The sequence below is a fragment of the Algoriphagus machipongonensis genome (assembly GCF_000166275.1).
Lineage (GTDB): Bacteria > Bacteroidota > Bacteroidia > Cytophagales > Cyclobacteriaceae > Algoriphagus > Algoriphagus machipongonensis.
Genome location: NZ_CM001023.1, coordinates 2,032,264 through 2,046,568 on the forward strand (window position 1 = coordinate 2,032,264; position 14,305 = coordinate 2,046,568).

The following is a 14,305-nucleotide window of genomic DNA, read 5'->3' on the forward strand; positions in this document are numbered from 1 at the left end:
TAGGATATTAGATCGAAATGCTTAGCAAAAATACGGTTAAGTTTATAAAAACCTTACATCAAAAGAAATACCGAATTCAATCGCAAAAGTTCTTTGTCGAAGGTGAAAAATCTGTTTTAGAGGTTATTAATTCAGGATTTTTAATAGACATGATTTTAGTGACAGAACGGTTTTATGAGCGGCATGAGGGAAAGCTTAAGAACTTAAACGCAGAAATACTCCATGCGACCCAAAATCAGTTAGAAAATATTGGACAGTACCGTAGTAATGAGACGGCATTGGCAGTAGTAAATATGAAGCCAAACGATCGTTTTTCTTTCCCTGAAAATGAGTTGGTCATTGCATTAGACGATGTAAGAGATCCAGGTAACTTAGGAACAATAATCCGGATTGCAGATTGGTATGGCATAAAAAACTTACTTTTCTCATCTCAAACAGCTGATTTTTATAACCCAAAGGTAATTCAGTCTAGTATGGGCTCTTTTACCAGAGTTAACTTTTACTATGGTGATCTTAAAGAGGTTTTTGAAGAATGGGGAGTTCCTATATATGGAGCCTACCTTGGTGGATCGAATATTCATGAATTGAAGAGTCCTGCAGCAGGAGTTTTGCTGATGGGGAACGAGTCTAATGGTATTTCAAAGGAACTGGAGCCTTTTGTCTCAAAAAAGCTGACAATTCCTGGAAGTGGGGAAGCAGAATCCTTAAACGTTGCTATAGCCACTGCCATTCTTTGTGACAACTTTTGCAGATTAAATGGAATATGATTCAGAAACTTTTTAAAACACTCAACAAAGTTGGGATCAATGGCTTTTTACTAGGGATATTTTTAGCGATTTTTCTTGGTTATTTATTGCCAGAATTGGGTTCTAATGAATCCAGTATTCCTTGGAAACCCATCATTAATGTAGGGATAGGTTTGGTCTTTTTCTTTTATGGGGTAAAGTTGGATCCTGTAAAGCTTAAAGAAGGCTTGGTTAACTGGAAGCTTCACGTTTTAATTCAGAGCGCTACTTATATTATTTTTCCAGGATTAATTTTATTGCTTTTATCGGCACTCCCATTTATAAAGGAGGAGTTTAAGCTTGGGATTACTTACTTGTCTGTGCTTCCATCAACAGTAAGCGCTTCGGTGGTAATGGTTTCCATCGCAGGAGGAAATCTACCGGGTGCCATTTTCAATGCGAGCATTTCCAGTTTAATTGGAGTAGTCCTTACGCCTGCTTGGATGGGGCTACTAAATGATTCTGGAGAAATCTCTATGGAGTTCCTTCCCACGCTCGGTGAACTTTCGCTAAAGGTTCTCTTACCAGTATTCCTAGGTGTATTGGCACATCAATGGTTGTACCCCAAAATAGCCAGTCATATTGGGAAAATTAAATATCTAGATCAATCAGTAATCATGATTATTGTATTTACTTCCTTTGCTCAGTCTTTTTCGGAGGAGGTTTTTGCGCCATTTAAAATAGGCACTTTAGTGGAAATAGCTTTGATTATGCTAGGGGTGTTCTTTCTGATTTGGGGCATTATTTTTGTTCTTACTCGTTTATTAAAATTTTCAAGGGATGATCAAATAACTGCATTATTTTGCGGTTCAAAGAAGTCTCTTGTACAAGGTGTTGTGATCGGCAAAGTCATATTTCCTGATCCAGCAGTCCTTGCTTTAGCAATACTGCCGCTGATGTTATATCATATTCAGCAGTTAATCGCAGGTTCTATAATAGCTTCAAGCATGGGGAATAAATCCAAAAAAATATAAAATTGATTAAACTAATCCCCCTTGATAGTTTTGATGTAAAAGATGATAATTGTAATTTTATTGAGAATAAATATTTATGATATGAAAGAGTTAATGAAGATAATTCCTTTGTTATTGGCACTTGTTATTTCAGCTTCTATAAGCTTAGAGGCGGTAGCACAGGAAAAAGTAGATGTAGTCATTCTTAAAAATGGCGAGCAGAAAGAAGGTAAGGTTACGGGTATTACAGAAGATGTGATAAAATTCAGGTATACCGGTGAAGAATTTGATTATGAACTGCCAAAATCAGATGTATTGAAAGTACAATTTGCAAGTGGGAGAGAAGAGACCTTTGGAAATGCAGATACTGGTGCATTAGTCAGCACCACTCCGGCACCAACAGGGGCTGTGGATTTTCATAATAAAATAGCGGTTTTGCCATTTCAGTTTATTAGTAATGACCCAGGAATGGATAAACAGTCAATGAGTGGTTTGGCTCAAAATACGACGGCAAACTCAATAAGAGAGATGTACGGGAATTTGACATTACAAGATCCCATGACAACAAATGCTCTTTTGGCAAAACAAAACATAGATTATTCGAATATTGTCACCATGACACCTGCAGAAGTGGCTAACCTATTAGGAGTAGAGTATGTGGTATATGGCACAGTGAATCTAACCAACAAAGGGGCAATGACTATTGGTTCTTCCGGAACGAATTATAAAGAGAGAAACAAGACAGATTATCAACGTAGTAAGTCTGATCAAAGGACTAAAGGAAGCGAGTTCACTACTTCCTCTTCAACTACTCAAATAGAATATGATACTTCGGTAGATTTTAGACTGTTTAATAATAAGGGGACTAATTTATATTCTGACTCTCGACATGTTTTTGGAAGTAGCGTGGATTCTTATACCAGTGGTATAGATTATATGATTAAAAGAACGCCATTCGGATCTAAATACGGCAAAAAGTAAAAATATTAGAGATTAAAAAAACAGGCCTAAAGTGATAAACTTTAGGCCTGTTTTTTTTATAAATGTGATTTTGAAAGGAGCTCTACTAACTCGATGTATTCCTGCTTAGCTTCTTCTTTGGATTTGCCTTTAAAAGAAAGCCAACTGTTATATTTTGCCGCAGCTTTAAAGTCAAAACCTCCAGGCCTTTCTTCTTCATTATCTCCAATAGTAGCCTGCTTATAGAGGCCGTATAATTTTAATAAATTTTCATTAGAAGGCTTACTGGTGAATTTTTTAGTAAGAGCTATAGCTTGTTCAAGATTTTCAGTACTCATAAAATTTATAGTTGGGTGAATTTCATCCCAAAGATGACACCATTTTCTTTCTTTTTACAGTATAAAAACAAAAAAGCCAGTTAAAAACTGGCTTTTCATTTATCTCTTTAAGAAATGATTATCTCTTATTCATAGAAACATATTCACGCTCATTGGCTCCAACATACACTTGTCTTGGACGACCAATAGGTTCATTGTTTTCTCTCATTTCTTTCCACTGAGCAATCCATCCTGGAAGTCTTCCCAGCGCAAACATTACAGTAAACATGTCAGTTGGGATTCCCAATGCTCTGTAAATGATTCCTGAATAGAAATCTACGTTAGGATATAACTTTCTGTCAATGAAGTATTGATCATTAAGTGCCGCATGCTCCAGTTCTTTAGCAATATCCAATACTGGGTCATTTACACCTAATTTTTCTAACACATCATCAGCAGCTTTTTTGATAATCTTGGCTCTTGGATCAAAGTTTTTGTACACTCTATGACCAAATCCCATAAGGCGGAATGGATCATTTTTGTCCTTAGCTTTATCTAGGTATTTTTTAGCATCGCCACCATCTGCTTTGATCGCTTCAAGCATTTCAATAACTGATTGGTTAGCTCCACCATGAAGTGGGCCCCAAAGTGCATTGATGCCAGCAGAGATAGAAGCATAGACAGATGCATGAGAAGAACCTACAATTCTTACAGTAGATGTAGAACAGTTTTGCTCGTGGTCAGCATGTAAGATTAATAGTTTGTCCAATGCCGATGCTACCACAGGGTCAACATCATATTTCTCAGCTGGAAGTGCAAACATCATTTTAAGGAAGTTTGAACAATAGTCCAGTGAGTTGTCTGGATAATTAACCGGATGCCCAACCTCATTCTTATAAGCCCAAGCTGCAAATGTTGGCATCTTAGCTAATAATCTAATGATGCTCATATTTACTTCCTCATCGCTTCTGTTTTGCAACAAAGACTCAGGATAGAAAGCAGTTAGTGAACAAATAAGAGAGGATAGCACTCCCATTGGATGTGCATTTGAAGGGAAGCCTTCAAGAATTTTTTTAATATCCTCGTGAACTAAAGTATGATGTGTGATTTCCTTAGAAAAAGTTTCATACTCAGCCTGGGTGGGTAGCTCACCATAAATTAAAAGGTAAGCTACTTCAAGAAATGAAGACTTTTCTGCAAGATCTTCAATTCTATAGCCTCTATATCGAAGAATTCCTTCTTCACCATCTAAAAAGGTAATGGCGCTAGAGGTGGAACCAGTATTTTTAAATCCCGGGTCAAGGGTGATTAAACCGGAAGCTCCTCTGAGCTTTGCAATATCAATTGCGGATTCATTTTCTGTGCCGGTAATTACCGGAAATTCATACTCCTGTCCATTGAAGGACAACTTAGCGGATTCAGACATATAACAGGTTTGTTTGGATTGCTCTTAAGAAAAAACTTAGAAATCAGGCTCAAGTTAATAAAAGCACTGCGTTTTTTGGGTGATATTTGTATTAAGGGGGATATAATTCTTCGATTATTTAATAAACATACTTTAATGGAGAAATGTTGTAGTACATTTCCAATATTTTATATGTATTATCTAATCTCTTCGAATGATCCTAATGGTATTAAAATAAAAAAAGCCCCGTGGGGCTAATTTTATTTGGCACAAAAGTGCTCGAAAACTTCTACTAAATGATCGCCGATCATCTTGGCATTTCTACCTTCGATGTGATGACGCTCAATAAAATGTACCAACTCACCATCCTTGAATAAGGCCATCGCTGGAGAGGATGGAGGGTAGGGAAGTACAATTTCTCTAAACTTATCTACTGCATCTTTATCATTTCCTGCAAATACAGTTCCCAATACATCAGGCTTTACTTTTGCTTGCTCTAATGCATATTTTACTCCTGGTCTTGCAGCTCCAGCAGCACATCCACATACCGAATTTACAACCACAAAGGTGGTTCCTTTTTGATCTGGACCAAGCTTATCAGCTACAATATCTGCAGTTTTGAATTCTTCAAATCCTTCGTTAGAAAGCTCTGCTCTCATGGGAGCAATTAATTCTTCTGGATACATATGTTTACTATTTATTAATTACAATATTATAAAAACCCTAATTCTAATTGAGCCGCTTCCGACATCATATCTTGAGAATAAGGCGGGTCAAAGGTAAGTTCTACTTCAACATTATTGATTCCCTGAATTTGCTGGATTTTATCTTTCACTTCAGAAGGAATAAATTCAGCAGATGGACAATTGGGAGAAGTCAGCGTCATCAGTACATAGACGTTGTTTACAGGATAAACTGTAATTTCATAAATCAAGCCTAGTTCATAAACATCAACAGGGATTTCTGGATCATATACCTGCTTGATTGCAGTAACCACTTTCTCCTTCAAATCTGTTATTTGTGACACCTTGGTATTGTTTTCAGTTTCCATTTTCAAGCATTTTGTTTGGCTTGTACAGCAAGTGCATAAAGCTTCATTTGTTTGATCATAGCAGCAAGTCCATTGGATCTTTGACTACCTATGATACTACCCATTCCTATTTTAGGAATAAAATCTAATTCCGAATCGATGATCTCTTGAGGGCTTCTATCATTCAATACTCTGATAAGTAAAGAAATAAGTCCTTTCGTAATATCCGTATTGGAATCAGCCTGGTAATGAACTTTCCCCTCTTTTTCTTCTGCGATCAGCCAAACTTTTGATTGGCAACCTTTAATAATGTTTTCTTCAATTCGTTCATTTTCAGGAAATTCTTCCATGTTTCCACCCAACTCCATGATATAGAAAATAGTACTTTCTTTATCATCTCCTAGGATTTCGAATTCACTGATGATTTCCTCTTGAACGTCCTGAATGCTACTCATTTATTTTTTATTCTAGCCAGCTGACTGACTCCTTCGGCTAATTTTTCTATCTCTAATTTGGAATTGTAAACAGCAAAAGACGCTCTAACAGTTCCCTCTATTCCAAGTCTTTTCATTAAAGGCTGAGTACAATGATGACCTGTTCTGACAGCGATGCCTTTTGCATCTAGCATCACACCCACATCAAATGGGTGCATACCATTAATATTAAAAGATAAAACGCTGACTTTACTGGCGGCGGTTCCTACAGGAATGAATCCTTTAACGGGAAGTAATAATTCATTGGCATAGGCCAATAAATCATCCTCATGCGCTTTAATGGCTGTTTTCCCTAAACTATTTATGAATGCAATCGCTTGTTTAAACGCAATTACATCTCCAATGTTAGGTGTGCCCGCTTCAAATTTAAAAGGGATTTCGTTGAAAGTAGTTTTTTCAAAAGTTACTTCCTTGATCATTTCCCCTCCACCTTGAAATGGCGGCATTTCCTCTAAGATTTCTCTTTTTCCATATAGGACTCCTAATCCTGTTGGCCCGTATAATTTATGAGCTGATAAAGCGAAAAAATCGCAATCCAGATCTTGGACATCAATCTCCAAATGGCTGGAAGACTGAGCACCGTCCAAAAGAACTTTTGCTCCAACTTCATGGGAAGCCTGGATGATTTCCTTTACAGGATTGATGGTTCCAAGAGCATTTGAAGCATGGACTACACTTACTAGTTTCGTCTTAGGGCTTAGAAGCTTTTCAAATTCTTCAAAAAGAATTTCTCCTGCTTCATTGATTGGGATAATTTTTAATAAAGCTCCAGTCTCTTCGCAAAGCATTTGCCAAGGAACAATGTTGGAATGGTGCTCTAAGGTGGAAATGATAATCTCGTCTCCAGCCTGAATGAATTTTCTCCCAAAAGTGTAAGCTACAAGATTGATGCTTTCTGTAGTTCCTTTAGTGAAGATGATTTCTTCTGACTCTTTAGCATTAATGAAATGCTGAACAGCCTCTCTGGTTTCCTCAAAATACCGAGTGGCCCTGTCAGCTAAGGCATGAGCTCCTCGGTGAATATTTGAGTTGTCGTGAAGGTAGTAACCTTCGAGCGCATCAATAACAGAAGAAGGTTTCTGAGTGGTTGCTGCATTATCAAAATAGACCAAAGGTTTCCCATGAACTTCTTGATGAAGCACTGGGAATTGCTTTCTAATATCGTCTATTGAAAAGTTCATGGGTTGTATTTAGAATTTGCTACCCAATCTCTCCTGCACCAACTCAGTGACGTAAGTTTTAAAGCTATCATTTTGGATATGCTCCAATACTTCACCGGCAAATGCATATAACAACAATCCTTTTGCTTGAACTTTATCGATCCCTCTGGCTTGAAGGTAAAATAAAGCCTCCTCATCCAGTTGACCTGTAGTACAACCGTGAGAGCATTTCACATCATCCGCCCAAATTTCTAATTGAGGCTTGGTGTTGACAATAGCATCTTCAGAAAGTAGGATGTTATTGTTTTGCTGGAATGCATTGGTCTTTTGAGCATCCTGTCTAACGAAAATTTTCCCGTTGAAAACTCCTCTAGAATGATCTGCTAAAATCCCTTTATATAGTTCATTTGACTCGGCATGAGGAATTGTATGGTCCACATTGGTATGGTTATCAACGTGAGCTTTTCCATTCAATAGGTAAATACCATACATGTTGCCTTCAGAATTACTCCCTAGCAAGTTTAAATTCAGATTGTTTCTAACCATATCTCCCGACAAGGAAATAGTTACCGAACTGAATCTTGAATCTTGCAATAGGTTGGTTTCAGTGTTGCAAACTTCGATAGCATTACTGCCTTCATTTTGCAAACTGTAATATCGAATTTGAGAATTAAGGCCTCCTTTGATCTCAACTACTTTATTTACAAAATAGCTACTGTCACTTAAATTGACACTTTGAGAAATAAAGCTTACTTCAGCAAAGTCGCCTGCTTCTATCCAAACACGAGGTTGAATAACCTGACCTTCATTGGCTTTATAGAATGATAACAATAAAATTGCCTTCTCTACAATTTCTTTTTTGGGAATACTAATATGTATTCCTTGATCAAATGAAGCTTGATTAAGTGCCACAAAAGGGTCTTTCTCAACCTTAGCGATTGATCCAAGAGCAGTCTCGGATTTATCAGAAAGCTTAGAAAAATCTAAACCTTCCACATTAATGCACTGATCTTCTAATAAGTGCCCATTGGCAAATACTAGTACAGTTCCATCAAATCCTGAGGGGATTGCAGCTTTCACATCGTCTTCAGAAACTGCAAATGGTTTTGCTGCTTTTAATTCAGAAATTGATTGCTCCAATTTCTTGGTAATCGCAGTAAATTTATATTCTTCTGTTTTGAGGGTGGGGAGTCCTTGGCTTAGAAAGCTATTTTTGCCTTCCTCTCTAACTTGTGTAAAGTCGGCATAGGAATTCTCCAAAAATCCTTCAAATAGATTTTGCTTAGTGAGCGTACTCATGTTGTTGGGGTTGTTGAGAAATTCAGACTGTTGCTTCAGAATCAACGGCTTCTTTGATCCAATCGTAACCTTTTTCTTCCAGCTCAAGTGCTAGTTCTTTGGTGCCGGACTTTACAATTTTTCCTTTATAAAGTACGTGAACATAATCAGGAACGATATAATCTAATAGTCGCTGGTAGTGAGTCACAACAATGGTTGCATTGTCTTTTGACTTCAATTGATTGACACCATTGGAAACGATTCTCAAAGCGTCAATGTCCAAACCTGAATCAGTTTCATCAAGGATCGAAAGGGTAGGCTCTAACATGGCCATTTGGAAGATTTCATTTCTCTTCTTTTCTCCTCCTGAAAATCCTTCATTCAACGATCTGCTAAGAAGTTTTTGGTCGATTTCTACCAATTTGACCTTCTCTTTCATCATTGTCAAGAACTTGACAGCATCAAGTGGTGCCTGTCCTCTATATTCTCTTACTTGGTTTACAGCAGTTCTAAGGAAGTTGGTAGAACTTACCCCAGGTATTTCCACTGGATATTGAAAAGCAAGGAATACACCTTCTCTAGCACGATCTTCTGGAGCTAAATCCAACAAGTCTTTTCCCTTAAAAGTCACACTACCTTCTGTAACTTCATATTCTTCTCTTCCAGCCAATACTGAGGCCAATGTTGATTTACCTGAACCATTTGGTCCCATGATAGCATGGACCTCACCTGCTTTGATCTCCAAATTGATTCCTCTTAAAATCGGAGTTCCTTCAATAGATGCGTGTAGGTTTTTTATACTTAACATATCGTCTTAAACTTTCTATTTTTCTTTAATCATTTTTGGCTTAACCCACTGACCCTTCAAGTGTCAATGCCAATAGTTTTTGAGCTTCTACAGCAAATTCCATTGGTAATTGGTTCAGTACTTCTTTTGCATAACCATTAACGATTAATGCAACTGCGTCCTCAGTAGAAATCCCTCTCTGGTTACAGTAAAACAACTGATCTTCACCAATTTTGGATGTGGTCGCTTCATGCTCCACTTTCGCCGTGGAATTATGAATATCAATGTATGGGAAAGTATGTGCTCCGCATTGATCACCCATTAATAAGGAGTCACACTGTGAAAAGTTTCTGGAATTAGAAGCTCTTTTCATCACTTGGACTTGTCCTCTATATGAGTTTTGGGATTTTCCTGCTGATATTCCTTTAGATACGATTCTGGATTTGGTGTTTTTACCTATGTGAATCATTTTAGTACCTGTATCCGCTTGCTGGTAATTATTTGTTACCGCGACAGAATAAAATTCACCGATGGAGTTGTCACCTTTTAAGATACAAGAAGGATATTTCCATGTCACGGCTGATCCAGTTTCTACCTGAGTCCAAGAAATTTTTGAATTATCGCCAGCGCAAATACCTCTTTTTGTTACAAAGTTGTAGATACCGCCTTTGCCATCTTTATCACCTGGGAACCAATTTTGTACCGTAGAATACTTCACCTCTGCGTTCTTGGCAGCATAGATTTCTACTACAGCAGCGTGAAGTTGATTTTCATCTCTCTGTGGGGCAGTACAGCCTTCTAAGTAAGAAACGTAAGATTCATCTTCCGCAACGATCAAGGTTCTTTCAAACTGACCTGTATTGGCTGCATTGATACGGAAATAAGTGGAAAGCTCCATTGGGCATCTTACACCTTTTGGTATATAACAGAAAGACCCGTCGGAGAATACAGCAGAGTTTAATGCTGCGTAATAGTTATCTGTCATCGGAACGACAGAACCCAAATATTTTTTCACCAATTCAGGGTGTTCTTTTACTGCTTCACTGAAGGAGCAGAAAACGATCCCCAATTTTGAAAGTGTTTTCTTGAATGTGGTACCAACAGATACAGAGTCCAAAACTGCGTCTACAGCAATACCTTGGAGTTTTTTCTGCTCGTTTAGATTAATACCAAGTCTTTCGTATATCTGAAGTAATTCAGGGTCTACCTCATCAAGAGACTTTGGCTTTTTATCTTGTTTGGGAGCGGAGTAGTAGCGCAGGCTTTGTAAGTCAATTTTTGGATAAGTGACATTTGCCCAAGCTGGCTCCACCATGGATTCCCAGGTTTTGAAAGCTTTTAGTCTCCACTCGAGTAACCATTGTGGTTCTTCCTTTTTGGTAGATATCCATTTAATGATTTCCTCATTAAGCCCTACTGGCGCTTCATCTGCCTCATAATTAACAGACCAACCGTGTTCGTACTCCTTGGAGGTAAACTCTTCTAAAATCTGATTGTCTTTGCTCATATTAGCTAAGTTATTTAGACTAATTACATTTTAACTGCGAAGGTACAACATATAATGAAAAAAATATGTTCACAACCATTCGAAAAATCTATGATTGATACAAAATCTCAATTAAAACTGACTCAGAATTGCGATTATGAGCGTTTTAAACGAAAAAAAGTGCTGATTTCTCAGCACTTGAATTTTTCTCAAAAGATTAAAATCCTTTAAATTTTTTATTTAGATTTAATCCAAATAGAGTTATTTCTCTTTATCGAAGAACTGGATTGGTCTATTGATACTTTCTTCTAGGACGATTAGGGTTTCTGTTCTATCGATACCTTCTACTTTTTGAATATTATCTAATACTAACCTCAGATGATTAGTGTCCCGACAAATGATTTTTGCGAAAATCGAATAATTACCTGTGGTATAATAAGCGCTTACAACTTCAGAGATGGTTTTGAGTTTTTCTATGACATTATCATAAAGAGAACTCTTTTCCAGATAAATGCCCAAGAAGGCAGAGATATCATAACCAAGTTTTGAAAAGTCAATATTTAATGTGGCGCTTTTTACGATGCCCATATCCTCAAGTTTCTTCATTCTTACATGAACTGTACCTGAAGAAACAAAAACCTTTTTGGCTATCTCAGTGTAAGGTGTTTTTGCATCCTCATTTAGAAGAGAGATGATTTTTAGGTCTATGTTATCGATATCTAAATTTTTATCCATTTTGAGTTATTGGATTTAGCTGATTGTTAATGAACTTGCTTGTAAATTAGATATTCTTCAAAATATTGCAAAATTTTTTTTTCAATTTGTAATTAAATTCAAAATCTATTTACTTTGGAATCAAGATAGGTCACTAGTGAAAAATTTGGTGATTATCTCTATTCGCTCAAGATTAATGTGGTAATACTTAGTTTTACCAAATTTTGAGACGTTATTATTCGAAACTTTTAATCTCTAAAGTTATATTTGGGTTTATATTCTGAAAAGGGTCTTGCTATTGGCGAGACTTTTTTATTGCCTTTTTGAATATTTAAAATGCAAATTTTTGCATTTGAAAGTTTTATTAATGTATTTTTGTTGAATATTACGTCTGATATGAACACAAAAAATATTTTTAGAGCAATTACGTTTTTAGGAGTTTTTATAGCTGCTAGCATTCTGCCGATCAGTAAAACAACTGTCAATGCTCAAAATTATAGTGATGTAGCGGAGCTAGGGCCGAATACCATCAATTATAATAAAATGAGTTTAAGGAATCTGGAAGAGGTTTCAGAAGAAACCAATGGTTCCACTCCAAAAGAATTGAAAATTGAGCCATTGACAATAATTGAAGAAAATGTAGCTAGAAATTTAAACTCTCATTGGACTTGGCCAGAATACACTTTGGATATGATCGATAGTTATTCTCCGTTTTTATTTAGAACAAAAAAATCAGCTGAGGTCGATGAAGTAAAAGTACTGTTGGAAATCAATAAAAAAGGCAAACTGAGTGGGTTTGAAATCATTGGAGAAGTAGATAAAGGCTTAAAAGAAAGGCTAGATCATGTACTCCGAAAACTCCCAAAATGTAAACCTGTCCCTGGGTTTGAACAATACAACCCTGAAGTTTTTGAATTAACCATTAGAAAATAAATTTGAGCTGGCTGTTGCCGGCTTTTTTTTAAGCGGTTGGGAGGTATGGTCTCTGTCTGATTAATTTTAGAAAAAGAACCACACTCCTTATGAAAAAAACTTTAACTCTCATTTTAGCTGTATCTGCTAATCTGGCATTTGCACAGGAAAAAAGCTATGCACCAGAGAAAGTATTTCCAGAAGATAACCCCAAATCAAAATTCTACACCGTTTCAGGCGAGAGGCATGGACCTTCATTTTTTAAGAAATATAACTTCCCTGAAGTAGAATACTCAGCGGGGGATGTTTTGAATTTTGACCACTATCATACTGTGGAAGTAATGTACCACTGGTACCGTGTTTGGGCTGAAAAATATCCGGACATCGTTGATCTATATGAAGTAGGCAAATCCTTTGAAGGTAGACCTATTTTACAAATGACCATTACTAATAAGGAAACGGGAAAGGATACAAACAAACCTGCAGCTTATTTTGAAGGGGGAAGACATTCCGGGGAAATCACTTCCAGTGAATCGATTCTTTGGCTTACACAACATATTTTGGAGAATTATGGATCAGATCCAGAAATCACTGAATTGGTAGATACTAAAGCTATTTACCTAAGGCCACAAAATAATCCAGATGGGTCAAATTTATACCTGAGGACCGAACAAAGAAATCGAAGTACAGTGCGCCCACATGACAATGATCGGGATGGCTTGATCGATGAGGACCCAGAAGAGGATTTGGACGGGGATGGTATTATTTACCAGATGCGGAAGAAAGCTGTAACTCCTGAAGAAAAGGAAAAAGCGAATTATATCGTCGATCCAGATGACCCAAGTCAAAAACTGATGAAGCGAACTTTTCCTGGGAAAGGTGAATACCTGATCTACACCGAAGGATACGATAATGATGGAGACGGATCCTACAATGAAGATGGAATAGGTGGCTTGGATTTGCATAGAAATTACCCAGAAAACTGGAGGCCTGATACAGGTGAAGATTTAACTGGCAGAGGCTATACTCAAAATGGAGCAGGTGAATTTCCTATGAGTGAATTGGAATCTCGTGCTACGGTAATGTGGATGCTGACTCACCCGAATATTTCGGTAGTGAACTCAATGGATACTCGGGTTCCGATGCATTTAAGAGCTCCTTCTACATCCAAAGCAGAAGAAAGAATGTATCCAGAGGATTTGGCGATCTATAAAGAAATGGATCAACTTGGACTTTCTTATACTGCTTATCCTTGGGCAGGGGATGTTTATGAAACCTATGCAACTAGGTATAAAGTCAATCGAATGACGGGAGATCCTTTAAAGCCTTCACCATTATTTGGCCACGGTCCTGATTTCGGGTATTTCTATTATGGTAGTATTTGGTATGGTGACGAGCTTTGGAACAATGGGGCCATGAAAGACTACAATGAAGATGGGATATATGATGATTTCGACGCTTTAAGGTGGGATGAAGAAGCAAATGAGGGGAAAGGTTTCAAATCTTGGACAGCTTTCACGCATCCAGGTTTGGGAGAAGTGGAGATAGGCGGTTTTCACCCTAAATTTTTCGGACAAAACGGACCTACTTGGCAACTTGAAAACTGGGCAAAAAAACAAGCTCAGTTCAATTTGGCTATGGCAATGAAGCTACCCCAACTGACAATTTCTGATTTAAAAATAAACAAGCTTGGAAATGGTGAGTTTGAAGTTCAATTAGAATGGGAAAATACGGGTTCTCTTCCTGTGGCTTTAGAACAAGCCAAACTGGTGAAAATTGTTCGTGAAGACCGTGTTTCATTGAGCTTTGATAAAGAATTAACCGAAGGTTATGAGGAAGCAAAGGTGCAGATTTTGAGTCCAGAATTATATGATAAGACCATTTATGCTGGATACACGGGAGTAGGAGAGAAAAAAACTGCCACATTTAAGATAAAAGTAAATGTTGATGAAGAAGTCAGTGGTAAAATCAGACTTTCCTCCACAAGAGGTGGATATTTCGAAAAAGAGTTTACGTTAAAATAA

General features: G+C 37.2%; 15 protein-coding genes. 5 read left to right on the forward strand and 10 right to left on the reverse strand.

All coding sequences use genetic code 11. The features are described from left to right. Window positions 1-17 precede the first annotated feature (17 nt). From ALPR1_RS08595 to ALPR1_RS08605, 3 genes are all read left to right on the forward strand, one after another. On the forward strand, window positions 18-767 hold the full coding sequence (locus ALPR1_RS08595) for a TrmH family RNA methyltransferase (RefSeq protein ID WP_008199979.1): 750 nt from the start codon (window positions 18-20) through the stop codon (window positions 765-767). Beyond that, the gene (locus ALPR1_RS08600) at window positions 764-1,759 is read left to right on the forward strand and encodes a bile acid:sodium symporter family protein (protein WP_008199980.1); all 996 of its coding nucleotides are present in this window, start codon (window positions 764-766) and stop codon (window positions 1,757-1,759) included. The genes ALPR1_RS08595 and ALPR1_RS08600 overlap by 4 nt, the downstream gene beginning before the upstream one ends. 81 nt (window positions 1,760-1,840) lie before the next feature. Continuing rightward, entirely contained in the window at window positions 1,841-2,719 is an 879-nt protein-coding gene (locus tag ALPR1_RS08605) for a hypothetical protein (RefSeq protein ID WP_008199981.1), read from the forward strand. A 56-nt stretch (window positions 2,720-2,775) separates the two neighbouring features. Here ALPR1_RS08605 and ALPR1_RS08610 read toward each other — a convergent pair whose 3' ends face one another. The 10 genes from ALPR1_RS08610 to ALPR1_RS08655 all read right to left on the reverse strand — a co-directional run bounded on the left by ALPR1_RS08610 (window position 2,776) and on the right by ALPR1_RS08655 (window position 11,390). Beyond that, complete coding sequence (locus ALPR1_RS08610; RefSeq protein ID WP_008199984.1) at window positions 2,776-3,036, reverse strand: acyl-CoA-binding protein; 261 nt, start codon at window positions 3,034-3,036, stop codon at window positions 2,776-2,778. Between the two features lie 118 nt (window positions 3,037-3,154). After that, entirely contained in the window at window positions 3,155-4,441 is a 1,287-nt protein-coding gene (locus ALPR1_RS08615; protein WP_008199985.1) for a citrate synthase, read from the reverse strand. A gap of 239 nt (window positions 4,442-4,680) precedes the next feature. Next, window positions 4,681-5,106 carry a BrxA/BrxB family bacilliredoxin gene (locus ALPR1_RS08620; protein ID WP_008199986.1) on the reverse strand — a complete coding sequence of 142 codons (426 nt, stop codon included), beginning with the start codon at window positions 5,104-5,106 and terminating at the stop codon, window positions 4,681-4,683. A 26-nt stretch (window positions 5,107-5,132) separates the two neighbouring features. Next, window positions 5,133-5,471: a DUF59 domain-containing protein gene (locus ALPR1_RS08625; RefSeq protein WP_008199988.1), complete on the reverse strand. Its 339-nt coding sequence runs from the start codon at window positions 5,469-5,471 to the stop codon at window positions 5,133-5,135. Between the two features lie 2 nt (window positions 5,472-5,473). Then, window positions 5,474-5,905, reverse strand: coding sequence for a SufE family protein (locus tag ALPR1_RS08630; protein ID WP_008199990.1), 432 nt, complete (start codon window positions 5,903-5,905; stop codon window positions 5,474-5,476). Beyond that, complete coding sequence (locus ALPR1_RS08635; RefSeq protein WP_008199993.1) at window positions 5,902-7,125, reverse strand: cysteine desulfurase; 1,224 nt, start codon at window positions 7,123-7,125, stop codon at window positions 5,902-5,904. The genes ALPR1_RS08630 and ALPR1_RS08635 overlap by 4 nt, the downstream gene beginning before the upstream one ends. A 9-nt stretch (window positions 7,126-7,134) precedes the next feature. Then, window positions 7,135-8,403: a Fe-S cluster assembly protein SufD gene (gene sufD / locus ALPR1_RS08640; RefSeq protein ID WP_008199994.1), complete on the reverse strand. Its 1,269-nt coding sequence runs from the start codon at window positions 8,401-8,403 to the stop codon at window positions 7,135-7,137. A 22-nt stretch (window positions 8,404-8,425) separates the two neighbouring features. Further along, window positions 8,426-9,190 carry a Fe-S cluster assembly ATPase SufC gene (gene sufC, locus ALPR1_RS08645; protein ID WP_008199996.1) on the reverse strand — a complete coding sequence of 255 codons (765 nt, stop codon included), beginning with the start codon at window positions 9,188-9,190 and terminating at the stop codon, window positions 8,426-8,428. A gap of 40 nt (window positions 9,191-9,230) precedes the next feature. Beyond that, window positions 9,231-10,676, reverse strand: a complete 1,446-nt coding sequence (gene sufB / locus ALPR1_RS08650) for a Fe-S cluster assembly protein SufB (protein WP_008199998.1) — start codon at window positions 10,674-10,676, stop codon at window positions 9,231-9,233. A gap of 240 nt (window positions 10,677-10,916) precedes the next feature. Beyond that, window positions 10,917-11,390 (reverse strand): Lrp/AsnC ligand binding domain-containing protein, encoded by a 474-nt coding sequence (locus ALPR1_RS08655; protein WP_008200000.1) that lies wholly within the window; start codon window positions 11,388-11,390, stop codon window positions 10,917-10,919. 375 nt (window positions 11,391-11,765) lie between these two features. On the opposite strand from ALPR1_RS08655, the gene ALPR1_RS20275 reads away from it, so the two are divergent. Next, complete coding sequence (locus ALPR1_RS20275; protein WP_153231783.1) at window positions 11,766-12,302, forward strand: hypothetical protein; 537 nt, start codon at window positions 11,766-11,768, stop codon at window positions 12,300-12,302. 89 nt (window positions 12,303-12,391) lie between these two features. Beyond that, window positions 12,392-14,305: a M14 family metallopeptidase gene (locus ALPR1_RS08665; RefSeq protein ID WP_008200003.1), complete on the forward strand. Its 1,914-nt coding sequence runs from the start codon at window positions 12,392-12,394 to the stop codon at window positions 14,303-14,305.

What these genes read in the sequence shown, in the direction of transcription:
- sufB (WP_008199998.1), bottom strand. Translation starts at nt 10,676, where the DNA reads ATGAGCAAAGACAATCAGATTTTAGAAGAGTTTACCTCCAAGGAGTAC.
- ALPR1_RS20275 (WP_153231783.1), top strand. Translation starts at nt 11,766, where the DNA reads ATGAACACAAAAAATATTTTTAGAGCAATTACGTTTTTAGGAGTTTTT.
- ALPR1_RS08625 (WP_008199988.1), bottom strand. Translation starts at nt 5,471, where the DNA reads ATGGAAACTGAAAACAATACCAAGGTGTCACAAATAACAGATTTGAAG.
- ALPR1_RS08655 (WP_008200000.1), bottom strand. Translation starts at nt 11,390, where the DNA reads ATGGATAAAAATTTAGATATCGATAACATAGACCTAAAAATCATCTCT.
- ALPR1_RS08595 (WP_008199979.1), top strand. Translation starts at nt 18, where the DNA reads ATGCTTAGCAAAAATACGGTTAAGTTTATAAAAACCTTACATCAAAAG.
- ALPR1_RS08620 (WP_008199986.1), bottom strand. Translation starts at nt 5,106, where the DNA reads ATGTATCCAGAAGAATTAATTGCTCCCATGAGAGCAGAGCTTTCTAAC.
- ALPR1_RS08600 (WP_008199980.1), top strand. Translation starts at nt 764, where the DNA reads ATGATTCAGAAACTTTTTAAAACACTCAACAAAGTTGGGATCAATGGC.
- sufD (WP_008199994.1), bottom strand. Translation starts at nt 8,403, where the DNA reads ATGAGTACGCTCACTAAGCAAAATCTATTTGAAGGATTTTTGGAGAAT.
- ALPR1_RS08610 (WP_008199984.1), bottom strand. Translation starts at nt 3,036, where the DNA reads ATGAGTACTGAAAATCTTGAACAAGCTATAGCTCTTACTAAAAAATTC.
- ALPR1_RS08635 (WP_008199993.1), bottom strand. Translation starts at nt 7,125, where the DNA reads ATGAACTTTTCAATAGACGATATTAGAAAGCAATTCCCAGTGCTTCAT.
- sufC (WP_008199996.1), bottom strand. Translation starts at nt 9,190, where the DNA reads ATGTTAAGTATAAAAAACCTACACGCATCTATTGAAGGAACTCCGATT.
- ALPR1_RS08665 (WP_008200003.1), top strand. Translation starts at nt 12,392, where the DNA reads ATGAAAAAAACTTTAACTCTCATTTTAGCTGTATCTGCTAATCTGGCA.
- ALPR1_RS08630 (WP_008199990.1), bottom strand. Translation starts at nt 5,905, where the DNA reads ATGAGTAGCATTCAGGACGTTCAAGAGGAAATCATCAGTGAATTCGAA.
- ALPR1_RS08605 (WP_008199981.1), top strand. Translation starts at nt 1,841, where the DNA reads ATGAAAGAGTTAATGAAGATAATTCCTTTGTTATTGGCACTTGTTATT.
- ALPR1_RS08615 (WP_008199985.1), bottom strand. Translation starts at nt 4,441, where the DNA reads ATGTCTGAATCCGCTAAGTTGTCCTTCAATGGACAGGAGTATGAATTT.